The organism is Streptomyces sp. NPDC002232 (assembly GCF_042890295.1).
Classification (GTDB): Bacteria; Actinomycetota; Actinomycetes; order Streptomycetales; family Streptomycetaceae; genus Streptomyces.
This window is the reverse complement of sequence record NZ_JBIARV010000002.1, coordinates 860,924-881,068: the sequence shown is the minus strand read 5'-3', so window position 1 is coordinate 881,068 and position 20,145 is coordinate 860,924. Positions and strand designations below refer to the sequence as shown.

Genomic DNA, 20,145 nt, shown 5'->3' with positions numbered 1-20,145 from the left:
TTGACCGCGGCGCGGGAAGCGCCGTGCGTGGTTCGGAACGTGTGCCGGTCGCCGCCGCACGCACTTGTGAGAGGACTTGGATGCCGACTAGCGACGTCCCTGATGTGAGCGTCGTCATCATCGTGTACAACGATGAGGAACGGCTCCCCCGAGCGGTCCGGTCCGTGCTCGACCAGACCCTGAACAACCTCGAAGTGATCATCGCCGACGACTGTTCGACCGATGGCACCGAGCGCGTCGCGCGCGCCCTGGAGGCCTCGGACCCGCGCGTGCGCTACGTGCGTCTGGAGCAGAACAGCGGCGGTTGCAGCGCGCCCCGAAACCGCGGCATAGCCGTCGCGCGCGCCCCGCACGTCATGTTCCTGGACAGCGACGACGAGCTGCCCCGCCACGCCTGCAAGAGCCTGCTCCTCGTCGCCGAGGAGACCGGCGTCGACTTCGTCACCGGTGAGGTGACCCGTCTCTTCGAGGAGACGAACACCACCGGCCTCTGGTACCCGCACCTCTTCACCGAGAAGCGGGTCGTGAACGGCATCGCCGAGGCGCCGGAGTACTTCTTCGACCACCTGTCGACGAACAAGCTCTACCGGACCGCCTTCATCCGCGACAACGCCCTCACCTTCCCCGAGGGCATCCACTACGAGGACCAGCTGTTCTCCGCGCAGGCGTTCTCGCTCGCGGAGTCCTTCGCCGTCGTCCCGTGGTCGGTCTACACCTGGCGCCTCGCGCCGGAGAGCGTCTCCATCTCCTCCAGCCGTCACAAGATCCAGAACGTCGCGGACCGCATCGGCGTGGCCCGGCTCATCGACACCTGGTTCGAGGAGAACGGCCACGGCGGACTGCGCGCGGAGAAGGACTACAAGTTCCTCCGCCACGACTTCCGTCTGTACCTGGGCGACCTGCCGTTCCGGGACCTGGAGTGGACCGCCGAGTTCGCCGAGGTGGTGAACCCGTACCTCGACGAGATATCCGACGACACCTACGCCCGGCTCTCCCGCGAGGAGCGCGTCTGCATCCACCTGCTGCGCACCGGCCGCCTGGCCGACCTCCAGATCGCCGCCCGTCAGCTCGGCCGGCCGCAGCTGGCCCCGCGCTTCGTGACGGAGGACGGCGGGACCACCTACTGGGGTGCCGTCGCCCCCGCCGACGACGCGAGCCGCGACGCGCTGGACATCAGCGAGTGGTACATGCGCGAGCAGGTGCTCGCCACCGGCCGAATACGGCACGAGCTGACCTCCGTGTCGATGCGGGGCCCGGTCCTCCGCCTCCAGATCCACACGTACGACCCGGCCGGCCTGATCACCGAGAACACCGTCGCCTCGGTCAAGCTCGCCGCCCACAAGGCCCCGCTCACGGTGCCGCTGACCCTCCGCCCGCAGGGCGAGGGGGAGTACGTCTCCGAGGCCGAGGTCGACTTCCGCAAGGTCCCCGTCGGCAAGGTCGGCGTCGCCACCCGCCGCCACCCGGTCGTCTCCCTGGAGCGCGACGGAGCCCGCCGCACGGACATCCTGCTCGCCGAGCACGACCAGCCGGAGTTCCGCGCCACCGTCACGTACCACCGGTTCGGCATCCACCACCTCCGCGTCAGGGCGGAGCAGAAGGGTGCCGGACGCCTGGAGGTCACCTGGCAGCGGTCCGGCGTCCTGAAGTCCCTCGAACCCCTCGGCCCCGTCGCCCGCAAGGCCAAGGGCAAGGTCGGCAAGGTCAGGAAGATCCTGATCGGCAACGAGGGCAAGGCCACCACGTACGACGCCGTGGCCCGGCTTCCCCGGCGCAAGCGCGGCCTCGCCGTCTTCGAGGCGATGGAGGGCCGCGGCTACGCGGACAGCCCTCGCTACATCTACGAGGAGCTCAAGCGCCGCAACCTCCCGATCGACGTGGTCTGGGCCTACTCCGGCGACCGCTCGTCCTTCCCGGAGGACGTCACCCTCGTCAGGCGCGGGAGCTTCGCCTACGGACGCGCGCTGGCCCGTGCCACCCACTGGGTCGACTCGCACAACCTGCCCTACCTGTACCCGAAGCCGAAGGGCACCCGGTACCTCCAGACCTGGCACGGTCAGACCTTCAAGGCGATGGGCTTCGACGTGCCCTCGCTGCGCGGCGCCTCGGAGATCGAGAAGGGGCGCTTCCGCGCCGCCGTCGGCCGCTGGGACGCCCTCGTCTGCCCCAGCGCCGAGTTCGAGCGGACCTTCGTCCCCGCCTTCGAGGTGTCGGCCGACCTGATCCGGTCCGGCTACCCGCGCAACGACGTGCTGGTGCGCTGGGCCGAGCCCGAGCAGCAGGCCAGGGCGGCGTCCGTCCGCGAGGCGCTGGACATCCCGGCCGACAAGAAGGTCCTGCTCTACGCCCCGACGTTCCGTGACGCGGCCCGCCGCACCGGACAGTCGGTGCGGGTGGACCTGGAGGCGCTGGCCCCGCACCTCTCCGACGAGTGGATCATCGTCGTGCGGACGCACCCGTACGACCGGTTCAAGATCGCTCCGGAGCTGGGTCACTTCCTGCGCGACGGCTCCTCCTACGCCGACATCAACGACGTGATGCTGGCCTCCGACGCGGTCCTCACGGACTACTCGTCCCTGATGTTCGACTACGCCAACACCGGCCGTCCGATCCTGCTCTACACGGACGACTACGAGGCGTACAAGGGCGGCGACCGGGGCACGTACTACGACCTCGAGGAGATCGCGCCCGGCCCGATGGTGCAGACCACCGAGGACCTCGCCGCCGCCGTGCGGGACCTGGAGGGCACCCAGCAGCGGCACGCCGAGCGGTACGCGCGCTTCCAGGAAATGTTCTGCTCGTACGAGACCGGCCACGCCAGCAAGATGGTGGTCGATGCTTTTTTCGAAGGCGGCACCCATGACTGAGGCCTCCCCTGTCCGCAACGTGTTCTTCGTCGGCATCGACGTCGACTCGATGGGTGGATCCCAGCGGGTGCTGCACACCCTCGCCCAGGGCATGGGGGAGCGCGGTCACCGCGTCGAGCTGATCGGCATCCGGCCGAGCCCGGAGCCCTTCCCGTACAACGCGACGCGCGCGTACGGACATTCGACGCTCTACCCGGCCCCCTCCGAGCCCAAGCCGCCGGTGCGTACGGTCGGCGACCGGATCAGCCTGGCGCGCCGGGCCGAGGCCCGCCGCGCCCGGTCCGACCGCGACAACGCCCGCGCGGAGTTCGAGCGCAAGCTCGCCGAGGTCGAGGACGGCTACATCGTCTTCGGCTCGCCGTGGGCGGTCGACTGGGTCATGCCGCTGAAGTGGCGTCACCTCAAGGGCATCGGGCAGTACCACGAGTCCTTCGCGCAGGCGAAGCGCAGCGCCAACCTGGGCCTCATCCGGCGCCACTACCCGGCGCTCGAGCAGACCCTGGTGCTCTCCGAGGGCGACGCGGTCGAGTTCGTCAACCAGCGCGTGCCGAACGTGCGCGTCATGCCGAACCCGCTGCCGTTCTTCCCGGACGAGCTGGCGCCGCTCGACACCCGCAAGATCGGTGCGGTCGGCCGGCTCGACCCGATCAAGCGCTACGACCGCATGATCGAGGCCTTCGCGCAGGCCCACCAGGGCCGCGACGGCTGGGAGCTGCACCTCTTCGGCGAGGGCCCGCTGGAGAACGAGCTCCGGATGCGGGCCGAGGACCTCGGCGTCGCCGACCAGGTCGTCTTCCGCGGCACGGCCCAGGACATGGCCGCCGCCTACCGCGAGCTGTCCGTCGTCGCGATCAGCAGTGAGCGCGAGGGACGGCCGATGGCGCTGGCCGAGGCCGCCGCCTGCGGCGTGCCGTGCGTCAGCTTCGACGTCTCCGGCGGAGTCCGGGAACTCGTCGCGGACGGCGTCTCGGGCACCCTGGTCCCGCCGGCCGACGTGCCGGGACTCGCCGCCGCGCTCGGCGAGCTGATGGACGACGACGCGATGCGCCGGCGGTACGGCAGGGCCGGCCGCGAGCACGTCGCGCACCTGGCGCTGCCGCACGTCCTCGACCAGTGGGAAGCGGCGTTCGCCGAGGCCGAGCGCTAGTCCCACGGCCCCGTACGGCCACTCCCCGGCCCCGCCCGAGCACACGTCCGGGCGGGGCCGCGCCGTGTCCGGGGCCACTTCCGCGCACCCCGGGAGGGCACGGGGGCTGTGACTACACTGTCGGAATGACCTGGCTCATCACCGGCGGCGCCGGTTACATCGGTTCCCACGTCGTCAAAGCAATGACCGAGGGCGGCGAGCGCGTCGTCGTGGTCGACGACCTCAGCACCGGCGACCCGGCGCGCGTCCCCGAGGGCATCGTCCTGGAGCGGGGCACGGTCCTCGACCGCGCGTTCCTCGACCGGGTGCTGAGCGAGCACCAGGTCAAGGGCATCGTCCACCTGGCCGGCAAGAAGCAGGTCGGCGAGTCGGTCGAGAAGCCGCTGTTCTACTACCACGAGAACGTGACGGGTCTGCGGACGATCCTCGACGCGGCGGTCTCCGCCGGCGTCGAGAGCTTCCTCTTCTCCTCCTCCGCCTCCGTCTACGGCATGCCCGACGTGGACCTCGTCACCGAGGACACCCCGTGCCTGCCGCTCAGCCCGTACGGCGAGACGAAGCTCGTCGGCGAGTGGATGGTCCGCGCCGTCGGCAAGGCCCACGGCCTGTCCACGGCCTGCCTGCGCTACTTCAACGTGGCGGGCGCGGCGGCCCCGGAGCTCGCCGACACCGGCGTCTTCAACCTGGTGCCGATGGTCTTCGAGCGCCTCGACGCGGGTGAGTCCCCGCGCGTCTTCGGCGACGACTACCCGACGCCGGACGGCACCTGCATCCGCGACTACATCCACGTCGAGGACCTGGCCGACGCGCACCTGGTGGCCGCCCGGAAGCTCGCCGACTGGTCCGTCGCGGGCGAGCCGCGCGACCTGACGGTCAACATCGGCCGCGGCGAGGGCGTGTCCGTCACGGAGATGGTCCGGCTGATCAACGAGATCACCGACCACACCACCGAGCCCCTGGTCACCCCGCGCCGGCCCGGCGACCCCGCCCGGGTCGTCGCCGCCGCCGACCGCATCGAGTCGGAGCTGGGCTGGAAGGCCCGTCACGACGTGCGCGACATGATCGAGTCGGCCTGGACCGGCTGGGTCGCGCGCCGCGGCGCGACCGTCTAGGACCCGTACGACAAGGGCCGGGGAGCATGGGCTCCCCGGCCCTTTCGCGTGGTCCGTCAGCGCTCCAGGAAGGCGAAGAGCGCCTCCCAGCGGTCGGTGATCTCGTCGGCCGCGTACCGCCTCACGTTCTCGAACGCGGCGTCGCCCATCCGGTCCCGCAGCTCCCGGTCCGTGATCAGGGCGCTGATGTGCGCGCCGAGCTCCACGGTGTTGCCGAGCCGCGCGAGCAGTCCGTCCTCACCGTCCCGGATGATCTCCCGCACCCCGGGCGCGCAGTCGAACGCGGCGCAGGGCAGCCCCGTCGCCATCGCTTCCAGCAGGGTGATCGGGAAGCCCTCGGCGCGGGACGCCTGGGCGAAGACCGAGGCCTCGGAGAGCACCCCGAGGACGTCGTTGGTCCGGCCCTTCCACTCCACGGAGCCGTCCAGGCCGAGCTCGGTGGTCCGGGTGCGCAGCCGCCGCTCCTCGTCCCCGGTGCCGTAGATCCGCAGCTTCCACGCGGGGTGGCGGCCGGCGATCTCGGACCAGCTGTCGAGCAGTATGTCGACGCCCTTCTCGTGCGAGAGACGGCCGATGGAGACGACGACCTTCTCGGCGCGGGGCGCCGGGACGGCGGGCATGAAGGGCAGGGCGTTGGGCATGTGGCCGACGTTGTCCATCCCGGCCCGGATCCAGCGGTCCGCGTCGCCCGGCGTCAGGATGAGGAGCCGGTCGACGTCCTTGTAGTGCCGCTTCACCCGGGAGAGCCGGGTGGTGGCGGCACTGGCGGCGTACGACTCGTGGCTCATGCCGATGACCAGCAGGCCCGCGGTGTCGGCCAGCGACACCCACTCCATCGCCCACACCTGGGTCACGATCAGGACGGCGCCGGGCCGCGCGGCGGCGAACAGCGCCGTCATCCGGTCGGCCCGCCTGCGCATCCCGGCGGCGCGTGCCGCGTGCCGCCGGCGCTCGGCGGCGTTGAGCCGTCCCCGGAGGCCGCGCAGCGGCCGCAGCTGCGGCGGATGCGTCTCGTACAGGGTGGTCGTGGCGTACGGCAGGGCGTCGGGGAACTCGTGCTCGCGCCCCGCGGGGGCGGGGGTGATCCCGATGACGTGGACGCGATGGCCCCGGTCGGTGAACTCCCGGGCCATCTGGTGCGTCCAGGTGGTCACGCCGCCCATCTCGTCCACGCTGTTGGAGACGATGAAGATGTCACGGCCGCCGGGCACGACGGTCTGCTCGGTCACGTCCCGCTCCTCCTGAAGCAGCTCGGTCACTTCGCGCCCCCCGTGAAGAACGTGGCGACGATCCGGCGGGCCGCGTCGCCCCGGTCGTACTCGCTGAATTCCGCGTTGAACCTCTGGCGGGCCGCCGCGTACTTGACGTCGGCCTCGTCCCGGAGGTTGGAGATCACGCCGAAGAGCTCCTCCTCCGTGGCCACCACGGGCCCGGGGGCACGCTCCTTCAGGTCGAAGTAGGTGCCGCGGTTCTCCGTGGCGTACTCCTCGTAGTCATAGGTGAAGAAGACCATCGGGCGGTCCAGGAGCCCGTAGTCGAACATCACGGAGGAGTAGTCGGTGATCAGCCCGTCCGCGAGGGCGAGGAGCGGGGTCACGTCGTGCTGGCGCGAGACGTCCACGACCCGGCCGCGGACCGACGGTGGCAGTGACACGCTGTTCAGGTAGTGCGTCCTGATCAGCAGCGTGTGGGTGTCGCCGAACCGCTCCGCGAACTCCTCGACGTCCAGCGGGGGCCGGAAGGCGCGGACCTTGCCGCCGGGCGCGGCACGGAAGGTCGGCGCGTACAGCAGCACGGTCTTCTCCGGGTCGATGCCCAGCTCCGCCGCGAGCGGGCCGCGCTCCCGGCGGCCGGTCGCCGCCTCCCGCCGGTGCGTCGCGACGAGCTCGTCGTTGCGCGGGTAGCCCACCGGCAGCAGCACCTCCTCGCGGAGCCGGAAGGCCCGGGCCAGGGTGCGCCGGTCGTGCTCGCCGCGGATCAGGAAGTGGTCGAAGCGGTCCAGCGCCTTCTGGAAGGTCTGCTGGGTGCCCAGGGCACGGGACTTGGTGTGCGGCTCGTCGAAGCCCATGCGTTTGAGCGCGGTGCCGTGCCAGGTCTGGATGTAGGTGGTGCCGGGGCGCTTGGTGAGGCGCAGCGGGAAGCCCTGGTTGTCGATCCAGAACTCCGCCTGGGCCAGCGCCCGCAGGTACTGCGCGCTCCAGCGCTTGACGAGCACGGCGTCCTCGGGGAAGCCGGTCGGCCGGGCCCCGGCGTAGGACCAGACGCCCTGGAAGGCGACGCCCTGGCGGCGCATCTCCTCGTAGATGGCCCGGGGGCTGTCGCTGTACTGCTTGCCGAGGTGGCTCTCGAAGACGACGAGCCCCTTGCGGATCGGCAGCCGGCTGTAGAGCCGGTGGTAGAGGCGGACCTTGGTCTCGCCCGACCCCAGGTTGCGCTTCGCGTGCAGCAGGCGCTTCAGCCCGGTCTTCGCGAGGCGGGCCGTGCGGCCGTGCATGGCGCCCTCGATCGCCGCCGAAGTGCGCACGGCCGCACGGCCCTCCGCCGCGAGGACGTACGACAGGTTGCCCTTCCGGGTGACCTCGGGGACGAAGCGGTCGGAGACCAGCTGGGTCAGCCGGGGACGGATCCGGACGGGGGCGGCCCGGTCGATGGGGGTGCCGCCGACGGAGACCCGGGTCCTGACCCTGCCGCCGCCGACGGTGAGGTTCAGCCGGACGTCCCAGACGGCGTCGATGACGCCGAGCGGGCGGACGCTCCGGGCGAGGTCCACCCGGGCCTCCCACTCGATCCAGTCCCCGGCGTGGCGGACCGAGGTGACCGGGACGTGCGCGGGCTTCCCGCTGACGCTGCGCCGGGCGGAGATCTCCAGGACGGCGCCGAGCTCCGCCTCGGGTGAGATCCGGCCCAGCGGGTTGACGACCCGTCCGGCGAGCTCGACGACGCCGTCGGAACCCGTGTACGAGGTCAGCCGGTTGCCGAGGGCGAGCGCGCTGAGCGGACGGGTGTCGTAGCCGGCGTCGGTGACGTCCAGGATGCGGCGGCCCTGCTCGGTGTCCAGGTGCTCGGCGCACCAGTAGACCCGCCCGTCGCGCTCGGCGAGCGGGACGGTGAGGCGCCCCGGGTTGGTGAGCGCGTCGGTGGCCGGGATGAGGTGGGTCCAGTCCTCCTTGCTCAGCAGGTAGGCGCAGATGGCGTGCAGGGGCTGCACCTCCTCGTACGCCCGGGGGTCGATCTCGGCGAGGTAGCCGTTCGCCACCGCGGCGAACTCGCGCCGGTAGTCGTCGCCGAGCAGCGGCAGGTCGCGCAGGTGCAGGACGAGGTCGTGCTTGAGGAACTTGATGTCCTTGCGGTACTTGAGCTCCTCGTAGCCCCGGCTCTCCAGGAGCGCGTCCACGCGCCGGTGGATCTCCATGCGGTGGACGAAGTTGGCGATCTCGTGGCGCCGGTTGCTGATGGACTTGGCGGCGGCGCTCTCCTGCACGTTCCAGTAGTAGACGTGGTTCGGGATGAGGGTGATGCGGCTCGCGGCGACATAGGCCTGGGCCGAGAAGAGCAGGTCCTCGTAGTGGATGCCGACGGGGAACTCCAGGCCCTGCTCCAGGAGGAACGCGCGCCGGTAGCACTTGTTCGTCGACAGCGTGTCGAAGACGAGCAGGTCGGACAGTTCGGTGATCGACTCGATCGTCCGGGTCCCGGAGTAGAGCCAGGGGTACCACTCGGTCGTCTTGCGGTGGCGGCTGTCCAGGTGGACGCGGACGCAGAGGCCGGAGACCAGGTCGGCGCCGGTGCTCTCGGCGGCGGCGAGCATGTTGCGGCAGGCGTTGCGTTCCAGGACGTCGTCGCTGTCCAGGAACATGACGTACGTGCCGGTGGCCTGCCGGATGCCGAAGTTGCGCGGCGCGCCGCAGCCGCCGCTGTTCCGCGGCAGCTGGAACGCCCTGACGCGGTCCGGGTGGGCGGCGGCGAGAGCTTGGGCGACCGCGAACGTGTCGTCCTTGCTGCAGTCGTCGACGATCACGACGTCGACGCCGTGCAGGGTCTGCTCCAGGACCGACCGTACGGCCGTCGGCAGACGCTCTGCGTCGTTGTAGGCGATGACGACCACGGAGACGTCAGGCACGTGCACCTCGATTCACTTGTCGTTGCTGCACCCGCACGTCAAACTACCTCGCGTTCATGATCCGTTACGGTCTGTCACTCTTCGCAGGCGTGTGCGAGTCACGGTCGGCGCAGCCTTTCCACCCCGTAGTACCGGGCGGCGCACTGCGCGACCCAGTCCCGCGTGTACGTCCGCGTGAAGAAGGGCTCCGCGAGCCCGCCGATGTGCAGCGGGCGGTACGGCGCCACCCGTTGCCCGGCCGCCGCCCCCGCGCGGATGGCCGCGTCCTGCGGGTCCCAGGCCAGGCTGCGGGCCACGGTCGTCGTGGTCAGCGTCCGCGTCGGCGCCACCAGGGCGGCCGTGGCCGCCACGGCGACGACGCCCGCGATCCCCGCGGCCGCTGCCGCGAGGACGGGCCGGCCTCCCGCGCGCCGCCCGATCCGGTGGCCGAGCCAGGCGCCGTAACCGCAGAGCGCGATCAGGAACGGCACCAGGAAGCTGGTCCACGCGCGCGCGTACGTCCAGCCGCCCGCCCCGTAACCCCCGCGCAGCCCGTACGCGGTCACCAGGCTGCCCAGCGCGAGCAGCGGCACCGGCAGGACCGCGATCACGAGCACCGTGCCGCGCGAGGGGCCGCCCGCGGACCGGGGGGCGGGCCGCCGCCCGGCGAGCGCGACCGCCAGGCCGAGGAGCACCCCCGCGGCGCCCGCGCCCGCGTAGGCCCACTGGCCGCCGATCGTCTCCCAGATCCGGAGCCAGTCCTGGAGCGTCCCCCCGAGCTCCTCCAGGGACAGCGGGCGGCTCGGCTGCTGCGCGCGCCGCCAGCGGGCGCCCGGGGAGGTGTACAGCACCACCGTTCCGACCACCAGGCCCACGCACCAGGCGGCGCACCACGTCGAGGCGAAGCGGTCGGGGGCGACGCGCAGCCGGGGGAGGCACAGCACGGCGGCCGTGGCGGCGATCAGCCCCGACATCGCGACGAACGGCTCGCTCAGGGTGCCGGCCGCCGCGCCGAGCACGATCGCCGAACCGACGGCGACCGATCGGGCCCAGGGCCGGCGGCTGCGGGCCGCCCACACCCCGGACAGGACCGCCCAGACGCCGATGACGCCGGGAAGCGTGTGGGAGATCGTGGCCGGGGCCCACAGCAGCACCTGGTAGGACCGGGTCCCTCCGAGGAACAGCAGCGCCTCGGTCACCAGGACGGCCGTCGCGGTCGCCACCACCGGGAACGGCAGGCGCAGCGCCCGCAGCACCTCCCGGGCCAGGAGGAACAGGCCCGCGCCCAGCGCGACGATCAGGAAGGCGGGCAGCAGCTTCGGCCCCCGCATCCCGTCGGAGTAGAGCAGGCCGGTGAGGAAGGCGTTGGTGACGCGCCCGTTCTGGGTGCGGTAGAAGTCCGAGGTGATGCCGAGGGGGCCCAGGTCGCGGGCCTTCCAGAGGGCGCACCAGTCGTCCGACGTGGGGCGCACGTAGACCCCGAGGAAGGCGCCGACCGAGAGCAGCGCCCCGGCTCCGGCGGCGACGACCAGGGCGATCCACGGCAGCAGCCGCCGCGGGGCTCCCTCCCGGCGCCCGCCCGGGTCCCGTGCGTCCGCGGCGCCGGGGGAGTCGTCCTCCCCCCTCCCGCCCTCTCCATCGTTCGGCATGTGCGCGTCACCGTGCTCCGAGACGGTCGTCCTGCTCAACGGTCATCGCTCCAGCTGGCCAAGGTCCGTGGCGTGTCGCCCCTACGGGTGACAAATGGGTGAAAAACCCCCGTACATCACTATCTTCCCCGCATGCTTTGCTCCATGGACGACATGCCGACCAGGGGCGGCCACTCGGACGACGCCGGGCGGCCACCGCTCCGCCGTACCGTGGCCGCGCAGCTCGAAGGAGAGTCCGGTGGCGGTCCTTCCAGTCCCTCGGGACGTCCTCTCGCCCATCCCTCTGGAGTGACCGTTCCATGACCAGGCTTTCCGTCGTCGTCCCCTGTTACAACGAGGAAGACGTCATCGAGCGGTTCGACGCGCGGATGCGACAGGTGCTCGACGCACTCCCGGTCGGATACGAGATCTGTTACGTCGACGACGGAAGCTCCGACGGAACCCTGGGCCGGCTCCGCGAGATCGCCGCCCGGCACCCGCAGCAGACCCAGTACGCCTCCTTCAGCCGCAACTTCGGCAAGGAGGCCGCCATGCTCGCCGGCCTGCGCAAATCCACCGGCGACGCCGTGGTGATCATGGACGCCGACCTCCAGCACCCGCCCGAACTGATCGCGCGCATGCTCGACCTCCACCACCAGGGCCACGACCAGGTGATGGCACGGCGCACCCGCGAGGGCGACAAGAAGGTCCGTACGGCCCTCAGCCGTGTGTACTACCGGGCCGTCAACCGCTGGGTCGACGTCGAACTCACCGACGGCGTCGGCGACTTCCGGCTGCTCTCCCGGCCCGCCGTCGACGCCCTGCTGTCCCTCCCCGAGTACAACCGCTTCTCCAAGGGCCTCTTCTCCTGGATCGGCTTCGACACCGTCACCTTCGACTACCAGAACGCCGCGCGCGAGGGCGGTGAGACGAAGTGGAAGTTCAGCTCCCTGCTCAACTACGGCATGGACGGGCTGATCTCCTTCAACAACCGCCCCCTGCGCATCGCCCTCTGGCTCGGCATGACGCTCTCCGGCCTCGCCGCCCTCTACGCGGTCTGGGTGGCCGTCGCCGCGATCACCCAGGGCGTCACCGCCCCCGGCTACGTCACGCTCGTCGCGATCGTCGTGGGCCTCGGGGGAGTCCAGATGGTGATGCTCGGCCTGATCGGCGAGTACATCGGCCGCATCTACTACGAGACCAAGCGGCGGCCGCACTTCCTCGTCAAGGAGACCCACCGCTCCTTCGGCCGCTCCGCCGCCGAGCGCGCCACCGCCGAGCGCATCCGCGTCCCCACCGCCGAGCGGGAGCGCTGATGGCGAAGGAACCGGCGACGGGCGCCACCGCGCGCCGGGCGCGACTGGCCGAGATCTTTCGGTTCGCCCTGGTCGGCGGGGTCAACACCGGCACCTTCTTCGGCTGTTACCTGCTCCTCCACCCGTGGATGCCGTACTTCGCCGCGTACTCCCTCGCCTTCCTCCTCAGCATGGTCGGCTCCTTCTTCCTCAACACGTACTTCACCTACCGCACCCGGCCCACCTGGAAGAAGTTCGCCCTCTTCCCGCTCACCAACGTCACCAACTACCTGGTGCAGAGCGTCGGTCTCTACGCGCTCGTCACCTGGGCCGGAATGGACGACCGGATCGCGCCACTCGTCGCGGCCGTCGTCGCGATCCCGTTCACCTACCTCATCTCCCAGCGGATCCTGGTGCCCCGCGGCTCCGCCGGGTCCTCCTCCGCCGCGGGTCCAGGGAGCGAAACGGACGAGCGGCAGCCCTCCCACCTCGCGTAGATTGCCTGGCAGCCGCGGCGGGGGCCCGCCCGGCGCGTGGGACAGCCGAGTGAGGACGACGCAGGTGGCGACGCAGGTGACCGGAGAGACGGACGTGGCAAGGCAGTACGTGACGGAGGCCCGCAGGATCGTCGTCAAGGTCGGCTCCTCCTCGCTCACCACCGCCTCCGGAGGCCTCGACGCCGACCGCGTCGACGCCCTCGTCGACGTCCTCGCCAAGGTCCGCAGCGGCGGCGAGAAGGAGATCGTCCTCGTCTCCTCCGGCGCCATCGCCGCGGGCCTCGCCCCGCTCGGCCTCGCCCGGCGCCCCAAGGACCTCGCCCGCCAGCAGGCCGCCGCCAGCGTCGGCCAGGGACTCCTCGTCGCCCGCTACACCGCCTCCTTCGCCCGCTACGGCGTCCGCGTCGGCCAGGTCCTCCTCACCACCGACGACACCAGCCGCCGCGCCCACTACCGCAACGCGTACCGGACCCTGGACCAGCTCCTCGCCATGGGCGCGCTGCCCGTCGTCAACGAGAACGACACCGTCGCCACCGACGAGATCCGCTTCGGCGACAACGACCGGCTCGCCGCCCTCGTCGCCCACCTCGTCCGCGCCGACCTGCTCGTCCTGCTCTCCGACGTCGACGGCCTCTACGACGGGGACCCCGCCAAGCCCGGCACGTCGAGGATCGCCCAGGTCACCGGCCCGGCCGACATCGCGCACGTCGAGATCGGCACGGCCGGCAAGGCGGGCGTCGGCACCGGCGGCATGGTCACCAAGGTCGAGGCGGCCCGGATCGCCGCCGCCGCCGGCATCCCCGTCGTCCTCACCTCCGCGAGCCGCGCCGCCGACGCCCTCGGCGGCCGGGACACCGGCACGTACTTCCACCGCACCGGCCGCCGCTCCGCCGACCGGCTGCTCTGGCTGGCCCACGCCTCCACCCCGCAGGGCTCCCTCAGCCTCGACGATGGAGCCGTCCAGGCCGTCGTCGAGGGCAAGAAGTCGCTGCTCGCGGCCGGTGTCGCGGCCGTCGAGGGCGACTTCGTGGCCGGCGACCCCGTCGAACTCCGCGACGCCTCCGGCCGGGCCGTGGCCCGCGGCCTGGTCAACTTCGACGCCAAGGAGCTGCCCCGGATGCTCGGCCGCTCCACCCACGAACTCGCCAAGGCCCTCGGACCCGAGTACGAGCGCGAGGTCGTCCACCGCGACGACCTGGTCGTCATCCGCTGAGACGGCGGACGCCGAAACGGCTGAAAGTCCGGCCATCCGGAAGGGACGTTTACCAAAACCGCCCCATGTACCGCCGCGGACTGGTCAACTTTGTCTCGGGGGTAAGACAGGGCGGGGTACAGCACCACACGCATCACACAGGAGGCCGCCGGTGAGACGAGCGCGCCCAGGGGCACCGCCCCGCGGGACCGCCGAACGCGCCCTGACCAGTGTCGAGGCCGGAGCCGACTTCGACGAGGCACGGGACAGGTCCACGGACAGGAAGACCGAGACCACCACCGAGACACGCGAGGAACGGCCGGTGTCCAAGCTCTGGCACATCACCCTCAGCGTGTCGGGCGTGGAGTCACCGCTGAAGGAGGTGCGGCGCGGGCTCGAACAGCTCGCCCACGACCACCCCTTCCTGCTGACCAGCCGTTATGCCAACGACCACGCCGAGATCCGGTACTGGGAGGAGGCCCGCGACCTGCACGACGCGGCGGCCGTCGCCCTGCGCCTGTGGGGCGAGCACCGGCAGACCGCCAAGCTGCCGCCCTGGGAGATCGTGGGCCTGGAGGTCATCGACCGCGAGACCTACCACCAGCGGATCGCGGAGGGCTACGGCCCGCCACCGGCCGCACCCGTCGGCGTCCACCCCTACTGACGGCACCCGCCCCGCCCGGCGGGGGTACGTCTCGGAGTGCGGGATACGTGAGGGATGTCCGCAGGGGTGCCAGTACCCTGCGGGCATGACCTCGCTCACGCCCCTCGACAACCTCTCCCCGGTCACCCGGGCCGCCTACCGGGCCCGGGGCGCCGCCGCCGAAATCGCGCCACTCCCGCGCGCGGCCAAGGACGACGCGCTCCTCGCGATCGCGGACGCCCTCGAAGTCCGGACGGCCGAGATCGTCGAGGCCAACGCCGTGGACATCGCCAAGGCCCGCGAAGCCGGGACCAGCGAGGCCATCATCGACCGGCTGACCCTCACCCCGGAGCGCGTCCGGGCCATCGCCGCCGACGTCCGCGACGTCGCCGCGCTGCCCGACCCCGTCGGCGAGGTCGTCCGGGGCTCGACCCTCCCCAACGGCATCGACCTGCGCCAGGTCCGCGTGCCCCTCGGAGTCGTCGGCATCATCTACGAGGCCCGCCCCAACGTCACCGTCGACGCCGCCGCCCTCTGCCTCAAGTCCGGCAACGCCGTCCTGCTCCGCGGCTCGTCCTCCGCCTATGCCTCCAACACCGCCCTGGTGACCGTCCTGCGCGACGCCGTCGGCGGCGCCGGACTGCCCGCCGACGCGATCCAGCTCGTCCCCGGCGAGTCCCGCGAGTCGGTCCGCGAGCTGATGCGCGCCCGCGGCCTCGTCGACGTCCTCATCCCGCGCGGCGGCGCCTCCCTGATCAGGACGGTCGTCGAGGAGTCCACTGTCCCGGTCATCGAGACCGGCACCGGCAACTGCCACGTCTACGTCGACGCCCGGACCGACCTCGACATGGCCGTCGACATCCTGATCAACTCCAAGGCCCAGCGGGTCAGCGTCTGCAACGCCGCCGAGACCCTCCTCGTCCACCGGGACGTCGCCGAGGCCTTCCTCCCCAAGGCCCTCGACGCCCTCGCCGAGGCCGGCGTCACCGTCCACGCCGACGAGCGGGTCCTGGCCCTCGCCGAGGGCTCCAAGGCCACGGTCGTCCCGGCCACGCCCGAGGACTGGGAGACCGAGTACCTGTCGTACGACATCGCCGCCGCGGTCGTCGACTCCCTCGACAGGGCCGTGGAGCACATCCGGACGTGGTCCTCCGGTCACACCGAGGTGATCGTCACCACCTCGCAGGCCGCCGCCCGCCGCTTCACCCAGCTGGTCGACTCCACCACGGTCACCGTGAACGCCTCCACCCGCTTCACGGACGGCGGACAGTTCGGCTTCGGCGCCGAGATCGGCATCTCCACCCAGAAGCTGCACGCCCGGGGCCCCATGGGCCTTCCCGAGCTCACCTCGACCAAGTACATCGTCACCGGCGACGGTCACGTCCGGTAACCCCTCCTTTCGGTACGGGGCGGTACGGGCGGGGAGGCTTCCCACTCTCCCTGCCCAAAACCACCTTCCGGGTCTACTCTGAATCCGTGCCGGACGACGTGGGGGGCAAGCCGTTCCAGGACGGCGGGGACCCCGAGGACTCTGTCGACCGCGGAGGCGCCGACGAGGTCCACGCCGACGTGGTCTTCGACGAGGCCTTCGTCAGGGCCGCCACCATCCACGAGCCCACCGCGGTCGAGCGGCTCCTCGCCGCCGCCCAGGCCCGCGCGGAGGCCGAGGCCGCCCGCGCCCGCGCCGGCGGCGGATCGGTCGAGGACGACCCGTACGAGGACGGCCACGACCCCCTCGGGCTCACCTACGAGCCCGACGACGTCGGTGACGACGCCAGCCCCTACGGCCGCCACGGCGGGGCCCTGCGCCCCTACCGGGGCCGGGCCCGCTGGCTCCGGCCCGTCGCCTGGGTCCTCGCCCTCGTCATGGGCGTCGGCATGGTCGCCCTCGCCTTCAGCGCCGTCTACCGGGGCGCGTCCGCCAACCACGAGGACCAGGTCCCGCCCCCGGCCACCACGGGCGTCGACGCGCCGAACCCGAACCCCGCCCCGCCGGCCGCCCAGGCCCCCGCCCCCTCGGCCGGCGTCCCCGCCGGATACCCCGCCGGGGCGGCGTCACCCCGATAGGCGCCCCCGCGGGAGAGCCGACGGCGGCATCCGGCTCCGCGGTACACCCTGACGGCGGAATTCTTCCGAACTTGTCGTGTACCTGGGCGTTTACCGAAGGCCTCCCCGACCTACCCTGAAGGTATGGCAGGGCGTGGCGACCCGCCTGAGGGGACACCCGAGGGGTTCCCCGGCGGTGGTGAGGACGAGTACCGATCCGTCGTCTTCGACGAGGCGTTCATCCGCGCTGCCCATCTCCAGGAGTTCTCGGCGCAGGAGCGGATGGGCGATCACGCCCGCGCTGTCCGCAGCCGCCCCTCCTGGGAGAACCGGACCGGCTCCCGCCAGGCGGTCCTGCTGGTGCTGCTGATCCTCCTGGCCTTCGGCACCGCCATCTACCTGGGCGTACGCAATCCGTACCAGCCCCCCGAGGACCTGCGGGCCGAGCCCCTGCGGACCACCGTCGTCCCGCTCGCCCCCGGGGGCACCGTCCCCGGCGGCACGCCCGCCCAGCTCCTCGCCCACAGCCCGGCCGCCGAGTACCGCTCGGGCGCCGCCGGCATCAACCTGCCCGTCGCCGGACGGACCTCCCACTTCGCCGAGAGCCAGGTCGTCACCGGCCTCGGCATCGCCAAGGACTATCTGGTGGCCTCCTCCCTGGAGCCCGACGTCCTGTCCGGGGCGACCGTCCGGCCCGCGCGGCTGCTCCTCGACCCGGACCAGCTGGAACAGTTCGACCGGAGCGTCGAGGCCCCCGCCGACGACGGCCGGCACGCCCTCGCGGCCTGGCTGGTCCGCTTCGACCCCCGGCAGGTGGCCCTCGCGGAGCCCGTGGCCCGGGTGCAGGGGACCCTCCGCTACGAGGAGACCAGCCCCGACACCCTGGACGTCACCGCGGACCACACGTACACGTACGCGCTCCGCCCGGCCGTCCGGGGCAGCGGGCCGGTCGCCTCGGCGTCCCTCTTCACGGTCCACCGCGTGGTGCACTTCCGCTTCGACCGCGAGGACCTGCGCATGCACCGCGCCGAGCTCCTGACCAGCACGGCCGAGGCCGGACCGCAGGCCTGCGGCGCCGACACCACGGGCTCCCTGAAGCCGCTCCTCGCGGGGACGCGGGCCGCTGACGTCAGCGACGGCCCGGCGGCCACCGACCCGTACGCCACCGCCCGGCCCGCCGCCCCCGCGCTGTGCGGCGTGCTGGCGACGAGCGCTCAGCCCTCGCTCTGACCGTCCCCGGCCTTGCCGCCGCCGTCGGCCTTGCCGTCGCCGCCGTCGGCCCGGGCGTCGCCGCCGGGGGAGCCGTCCGTCTTCTGGCCGCCCGGACCGGTCTGACCGCCCTGGCCGCCTTGGCCGCCGAAGCGGTTGCGCAGTCGGCCGCCCAGGTCACCCGCCAGGTCACCGGCGCCGCCGGCTATGTCCCCGACCAGCTTCAGCAGCGGATCCTTGCTGGTCCGCACCGTGTCGGCGTAGTGCCCCGCCGACTCGCGGAAGGAGTCCGTCACCGAGGTGTCCTTGTCCTCCGACCGCTTCGGGTAGTGCCCGTCCATGATCCGCTGGTAGTCGCGGCTCTCCGACCACTTCTTCAGCTCGGCCGCGCGGACGGTGGTGAAGGGGTGCGAGCGCGGCAGCACGTTCAGGATCTTCAGGACGGAGTCCCGCAGGTCACCGGCCTTCTCGTACTCGTCGGCCTGGGCGAGGAACGCGTCCACGTTCATCTCGTGGAGGTGGTTGCCGCCGGCGATCTTCATCAGGCCGCGCATCGAGGCCCGCACGTCCTGGCCGACGAGGAGCCCGGCCCGGTCGGCGGAGAGCTCCGACTTCCGGAACCACTCGCGCAGCGCCGTCACGATCGCCGTGATCGCGACCGTCCCCAGCGGGATCCAGGCGACCTTGAGCGCGAGGTTGGTGAGGAACAGCAGGACCGTCCGGTACACCGCGTGCCCGGAGAGCGCGTGCCCGACCTCGTGGCCGACGACCGCCCGCATCTCCTCCTCGTCGAGGAGCTCCACCAGACCGGTGGTGACCACGATGATCGGCTCGTCCAGACCGATGCACATCGCGTTGGGCTTCGGGTCCTGGACGACGTACATCGGCGGGACCTTCTCCAGGTCCAGGATGTAACAGGCGTCCCGCAGCATGTCGTTGAGATGGCTGAACTGCGCGTCGCTCACCCGGACGGAGTCCGAGAGGTAGAGGAGCCGAAGACTGCGCTCCGGCAGCAGCCCGCTGAGCGCCTTGAAGGCCGTGTCGAAGCCGCTGAGCTTCCGCAGGGCCACCAGGGCCGAGCGGTCGGCCGGATGCTCATAGGCCCGCGAGGAGATGCCCGGGAACCGCTTCCGCTGCCTGCTCGGCACGCTCCCCTGGTCGTTCTCGGTCATGGATGCCCCCTGTTCGTACGAGTCGGTGCTCGTCCCCCTGACTGCACCCAGCCTAGGGGCTGGCGCTACCGTGTGGCGGAGCCTGTGGATAACTGGGGCACCGAGGACGAACGAAGGGCACGACCGACATGCCGGACACCGCCGTCACCACCGAACTGCTCGCCGCCGCCGAACAGCAGGGACTCGGCGACACGCTCCGGATCCTGCTGCTCGCCTCGATCGTGGGCGGGGCCCTGCTCGCCTGGTTCCTGCTCCGCGGTTACCGCGCGGACGACCGCGACGGCGGCGACGGCGACGCGGGCCGTGACGCCAACGCCTGAGTCGGCGTGAGCGCGCCGCGACCGCCCGCATACGATGTGCGCGAAGTCTCCGCTCCCATCCCCGATCGATAGGTCTGTCGAAGATGAGCCTCCACAGCACCGCCGCCAACCTGGTCACCCTCGCCGAGGGGGCCGAGCACGGCGGCAACCACGAAAGCCTCAGCCCCTACCTCACCGGCTTCGGCGCCTTCGGCGTCCTGCTCCTGCTGCTGTGGATCACCACCCGCTTCAACCGCGACCGCTGAACCCGATACCGCTGATCGGGCGTCCGTCGCCGTGCCAGTAGGCTCTGCACGCATGGGAGAGCAGGAAGTGCCTACTGGCGGGCGCGGCAAGCGCCGACTCGGCGTGATGGGCGGAACCTTCGACCCGATCCACCACGGACACCTGGTGGCGGCCAGCGAGGTCGCCGCCCTGTTCCACCTCGACGAGGTGGTGTTCGTACCGACCGGGGAACCGTGGCAGAAGAGCCACAAGGCCGTCTCCGCGGCCGAGGACCGCTATCTGATGACGGTCATCGCCACGGCGTCCAACCCGCAGTTCTCCGTGAGCCGGAGCGACATCGACCGCGGCGGCGCGACGTACACCATCGACACCCTGCGGGACCTGGCGTCCCGCAACAGCGACTCGGACCTGTTCTTCATCACCGGGGCCGACGCGCTGTCGCAGATCCTCACCTGGCGCGACGCCGAGGAGCTCTTCTCGCTCGCCCACTTCATCGGCGTCACCCGGCCGGGCCACGACCTCACCGACGACGGGCTGCCCAAGGGCGGCGTCTCGCTCGTCGAGATCCCCGCGCTCGCCATCTCGTCGACCGACTGCCGGATGAGGGTCGCGCAGGGCGATCCCGTCTGGTACCTGGTCCCGGACGGCGTCGTGCGCTACATCGACAAGCGCCAGCTGTACCGCGGCGAGTGA

17 protein-coding genes are annotated in these 20,145 nt (G+C 71.8%); 13 read left to right on the top strand and 4 right to left on the bottom strand.

Translation table 11 applies throughout. From position 1 onward, the window contains the following. The first annotated feature begins 80 nt into the window (after nucleotides 1–80). The 3 genes from ACFYXU_RS10785 (at nucleotide 81) to galE (ending at nucleotide 5,126) form a co-directional block, all read left to right on the top strand. Nucleotides 81–2,867: a CDP-glycerol glycerophosphotransferase family protein gene (locus ACFYXU_RS10785; RefSeq protein ID WP_361404409.1), complete on the top strand. Its 2,787-nt coding sequence runs from the start codon at nucleotides 81–83 to the stop codon at nucleotides 2,865–2,867. Further along, the gene (locus ACFYXU_RS10780) at nucleotides 2,860–4,014 is read left to right on the top strand and encodes a glycosyltransferase (RefSeq protein WP_376510524.1); all 1,155 of its coding nucleotides are present in this window, start codon (nucleotides 2,860–2,862) and stop codon (nucleotides 4,012–4,014) included. The genes ACFYXU_RS10785 and ACFYXU_RS10780 overlap by 8 nt, the downstream gene beginning before the upstream one ends. A 125-nt stretch (nucleotides 4,015–4,139) precedes the next feature. After that, on the top strand, nucleotides 4,140–5,126 hold the full coding sequence (galE, locus tag ACFYXU_RS10775; protein ID WP_376510522.1) for a UDP-glucose 4-epimerase GalE: 987 nt from the start codon (nucleotides 4,140–4,142) through the stop codon (nucleotides 5,124–5,126). Nucleotides 5,127–5,182: 56 nt separating this feature from the next. Here the strand turns inward: galE and ACFYXU_RS10770 are convergent, their stop codons facing one another. The 3 genes from ACFYXU_RS10770 to ACFYXU_RS10760 form a co-directional block, all read right to left on the bottom strand. Continuing rightward, a complete protein-coding gene (locus ACFYXU_RS10770) occupies nucleotides 5,183–6,289 on the bottom strand; it encodes a glycosyltransferase (protein ID WP_361404648.1) in 1,107 nt (368 codons plus the stop codon). 92 nt (nucleotides 6,290–6,381) lie between these two features. Further along, the gene (locus ACFYXU_RS10765) at nucleotides 6,382–9,252 is read right to left on the bottom strand and encodes a CDP-glycerol glycerophosphotransferase family protein (RefSeq protein ID WP_389457344.1); all 2,871 of its coding nucleotides are present in this window, start codon (nucleotides 9,250–9,252) and stop codon (nucleotides 6,382–6,384) included. A 92-nt stretch (nucleotides 9,253–9,344) separates the two neighbouring features. Beyond that, complete coding sequence (locus ACFYXU_RS10760) at nucleotides 9,345–10,874, bottom strand: DUF6056 family protein (RefSeq protein WP_389457341.1); 1,530 nt, start codon at nucleotides 10,872–10,874, stop codon at nucleotides 9,345–9,347. A 299-nt stretch (nucleotides 10,875–11,173) separates the two neighbouring features. Between ACFYXU_RS10760 and ACFYXU_RS10755 the strand changes: the two genes are divergently transcribed. The 7 genes from ACFYXU_RS10755 (at nucleotide 11,174) to ACFYXU_RS10725 (ending at nucleotide 17,756) form a co-directional block, all read left to right on the top strand. Beyond that, nucleotides 11,174–12,169: a glycosyltransferase family 2 protein gene (locus tag ACFYXU_RS10755; protein ID WP_329855174.1), complete on the top strand. Its 996-nt coding sequence runs from the start codon at nucleotides 11,174–11,176 to the stop codon at nucleotides 12,167–12,169. Further along, on the top strand, nucleotides 12,169–12,645 hold the full coding sequence (locus ACFYXU_RS10750) for a GtrA family protein (protein ID WP_389457339.1): 477 nt from the start codon (nucleotides 12,169–12,171) through the stop codon (nucleotides 12,643–12,645). The genes ACFYXU_RS10755 and ACFYXU_RS10750 overlap by 1 nt, the downstream gene beginning before the upstream one ends. Nucleotides 12,646–12,754: 109 nt before the next feature. After that, entirely contained in the window at nucleotides 12,755–13,858 is a 1,104-nt protein-coding gene (gene proB, locus ACFYXU_RS10745; RefSeq protein ID WP_389457584.1) for a glutamate 5-kinase, read from the top strand. Nucleotides 13,859–14,009: 151 nt separating this feature from the next. Then, complete coding sequence (locus ACFYXU_RS10740) at nucleotides 14,010–14,501, top strand: hypothetical protein (RefSeq protein WP_225799839.1); 492 nt, start codon at nucleotides 14,010–14,012, stop codon at nucleotides 14,499–14,501. A gap of 85 nt (nucleotides 14,502–14,586) precedes the next feature. Further along, a complete protein-coding gene (locus tag ACFYXU_RS10735; protein WP_329855176.1) occupies nucleotides 14,587–15,870 on the top strand; it encodes a glutamate-5-semialdehyde dehydrogenase in 1,284 nt (427 codons plus the stop codon). An 86-nt stretch (nucleotides 15,871–15,956) separates the two neighbouring features. After that, on the top strand, nucleotides 15,957–16,547 hold the full coding sequence (locus ACFYXU_RS10730; protein ID WP_376510513.1) for a hypothetical protein: 591 nt from the start codon (nucleotides 15,957–15,959) through the stop codon (nucleotides 16,545–16,547). 123 nt (nucleotides 16,548–16,670) lie between these two features. Continuing rightward, nucleotides 16,671–17,756, top strand: coding sequence for a hypothetical protein (locus tag ACFYXU_RS10725; RefSeq protein ID WP_376510511.1), 1,086 nt, complete (start codon nucleotides 16,671–16,673; stop codon nucleotides 17,754–17,756). Here the strand turns inward: ACFYXU_RS10725 and ACFYXU_RS10720 are convergent. Beyond that, nucleotides 17,741–18,907 carry a M48 family metallopeptidase gene (locus ACFYXU_RS10720; protein ID WP_389457337.1) on the bottom strand — a complete coding sequence of 389 codons (1,167 nt, stop codon included), beginning with the start codon at nucleotides 18,905–18,907 and terminating at the stop codon, nucleotides 17,741–17,743. The genes ACFYXU_RS10725 and ACFYXU_RS10720 overlap by 16 nt on opposite strands. A 128-nt stretch (nucleotides 18,908–19,035) precedes the next feature. Here ACFYXU_RS10720 and ACFYXU_RS10715 point away from each other — a divergent pair, with 128 nt between their 5' ends. From ACFYXU_RS10715 to nadD, 3 genes are all read left to right on the top strand, one after another. Beyond that, nucleotides 19,036–19,227: a hypothetical protein gene (locus tag ACFYXU_RS10715; protein WP_329855180.1), complete on the top strand. Its 192-nt coding sequence runs from the start codon at nucleotides 19,036–19,038 to the stop codon at nucleotides 19,225–19,227. Between the two features lie 83 nt (nucleotides 19,228–19,310). Next, nucleotides 19,311–19,472, top strand: a complete 162-nt coding sequence (locus ACFYXU_RS10710; protein ID WP_329855181.1) for a hypothetical protein — start codon at nucleotides 19,311–19,313, stop codon at nucleotides 19,470–19,472. Nucleotides 19,473–19,524: 52 nt separating this feature from the next. Beyond that, entirely contained in the window at nucleotides 19,525–20,145 is a 621-nt protein-coding gene (gene nadD / locus ACFYXU_RS10705; RefSeq protein ID WP_376510506.1) for a nicotinate-nucleotide adenylyltransferase, read from the top strand.

Excerpts from the sequence above, each read along its gene's own strand:
- ACFYXU_RS10750 (WP_389457339.1), top strand. The coding sequence starts at position 12,169 with ATGGCGAAGGAACCGGCGACGGGCGCCACCGCGCGCCGGGCGCGACTG.
- ACFYXU_RS10710 (WP_329855181.1), top strand. The coding sequence starts at position 19,311 with ATGAGCCTCCACAGCACCGCCGCCAACCTGGTCACCCTCGCCGAGGGG.
- ACFYXU_RS10760 (WP_389457341.1), bottom strand. The coding sequence starts at position 10,874 with ATGCCGAACGATGGAGAGGGCGGGAGGGGGGAGGACGACTCCCCCGGC.
- ACFYXU_RS10715 (WP_329855180.1), top strand. The coding sequence starts at position 19,036 with ATGCCGGACACCGCCGTCACCACCGAACTGCTCGCCGCCGCCGAACAG.
- ACFYXU_RS10770 (WP_361404648.1), bottom strand. The coding sequence starts at position 6,289 with ATGGGCGGCGTGACCACCTGGACGCACCAGATGGCCCGGGAGTTCACC.
- galE (WP_376510522.1), top strand. The coding sequence starts at position 4,140 with ATGACCTGGCTCATCACCGGCGGCGCCGGTTACATCGGTTCCCACGTC.
- ACFYXU_RS10755 (WP_329855174.1), top strand. The coding sequence starts at position 11,174 with ATGACCAGGCTTTCCGTCGTCGTCCCCTGTTACAACGAGGAAGACGTC.
- nadD (WP_376510506.1), top strand. The coding sequence starts at position 19,525 with ATGGGAGAGCAGGAAGTGCCTACTGGCGGGCGCGGCAAGCGCCGACTC.
- ACFYXU_RS10780 (WP_376510524.1), top strand. The coding sequence starts at position 2,860 with ATGACTGAGGCCTCCCCTGTCCGCAACGTGTTCTTCGTCGGCATCGAC.
- ACFYXU_RS10735 (WP_329855176.1), top strand. The coding sequence starts at position 14,587 with ATGACCTCGCTCACGCCCCTCGACAACCTCTCCCCGGTCACCCGGGCC.
- ACFYXU_RS10725 (WP_376510511.1), top strand. The coding sequence starts at position 16,671 with ATGGCAGGGCGTGGCGACCCGCCTGAGGGGACACCCGAGGGGTTCCCC.
- ACFYXU_RS10720 (WP_389457337.1), bottom strand. The coding sequence starts at position 18,907 with ATGACCGAGAACGACCAGGGGAGCGTGCCGAGCAGGCAGCGGAAGCGG.
- ACFYXU_RS10785 (WP_361404409.1), top strand. The coding sequence starts at position 81 with ATGCCGACTAGCGACGTCCCTGATGTGAGCGTCGTCATCATCGTGTAC.